Source organism: Aeromonas sp. 159 (assembly GCF_963862045.1).
GTDB classification, from domain to species: Bacteria; Pseudomonadota; Gammaproteobacteria; order Enterobacterales; family Aeromonadaceae; genus Aeromonas; species Aeromonas veronii.
Genome location: NZ_CAWLMI010000121.1, coordinates 1 through 1,165, shown reverse-complemented (window position 1 = coordinate 1,165; position 1,165 = coordinate 1). Strand labels below are relative to the sequence as shown.

The window sequence follows — 1,165 nt, the reverse complement described above, 5'->3', positions numbered from 1 at the left end:
TGGACGGTCGTCTGGACGCCGTGGTCTTTACCGGCGGTATCGGTGAGAACGCCGCCATGGTGCGCGAGATGGTGCTGAACCGTCTCGCCCTGTTCGGCTTCAAGGTGGACAAAGAGGCCAACAACGCCGCAGTACTGGGTGGCGAAGGTCGCATCACCACCGCCGACAGCCGTTGCGCCATGGTGATCCCGACCAACGAAGAGCTGGTCATCGCCCGCGATGCCCTGAGCCTGGTCTGCTAAGTCAGCCTCGCTTTGAAACAACGCCCGGCCTGTGCCGGGCGTTGTCATTTCTGGCGTACGCCGATTTGACATGGGGGAGGGGAGCGGTACCCTGACCACCACTGTTTTTGCAGCCAGCGGGCTGCCCGGTTCGGGAGAGAGCAATGAAAGAGGCGTTTTTTAACTGGTTGTCTGGCCTTGGGGTGGAAGTGACCAACCTGATGGCGCTGGTGATCGCGCTGGGTTTTATCGTCATCACCTCGTTGCTGCTGCACATGGCGCTGCACCGGGTGTTGCTGGTCCGGCTGGTGGGGATCCTCGGCAAGGCCAAGCAGGTGTGGCTGCCGCCCCAGCTGCAACAGCGCCTCTTCAACCGGCTCGCTTTCGTGTTGCAGGGGGCCGTGCTGCTCGGTCAGGCGGAGATCTGGCTGCCCCGCCAATCGGATAGCCTCAAGCTTATCGAGATGGTGGCCCAGCTCTGGATTTTGCTGTTCCTGCTGTTGGCCTTCTTCGCCCTGCTCGACTGTCTGTTGTCGGTGAGCCGTTACACCCGCCTTGGTCGGGATTTGCCCCTGCGCGGCATCTTCCAGGGGGCCAAGCTGGTAGGCAGCATTCTGGTGGGCATCCTGATGATCGCCCTGCTGCTCGGCAAGTCGCCGCTGTTCCTGTTCAGCGGTCTGGGTGCCATGACCGCAGTGCTGATGCTGGTGTTCAAGGACCCTATCCTCGGGCTGGTGGCGGGGATCCAGCTCTCCGCCAACCGGATGCTGAGCGTCGGTGACTGGCTGCAGATGGACAAGTACGGCGCCGATGGTGAGGTGACCGACATCGGCCTTACTACGGTCAAGGTGTCGAACTGGGACAAGACCATTACCACCATTCCCACCTATGCCCTGATCTCCGACTCTTTCAAGAACTGGCAGGGGATGACCGAGTCGGGCGGC

General features: G+C 61.8%; 1 protein-coding gene and 1 pseudogene. Both read left to right on the top strand.

The window, feature by feature from the left end; all coding sequences use genetic code 11:
- Nucleotides 1–242: pseudogene (locus AACR14_RS16110) on the top strand (acetate kinase); the annotation flags it as partial.
- A gap of 143 nt (nucleotides 243–385) precedes the next feature.
- Nucleotides 386–1,165: mechanosensitive ion channel family protein (locus AACR14_RS16105; RefSeq protein ID WP_019446921.1), on the top strand; the 780-nt coding region annotated here is incomplete at its 3' end.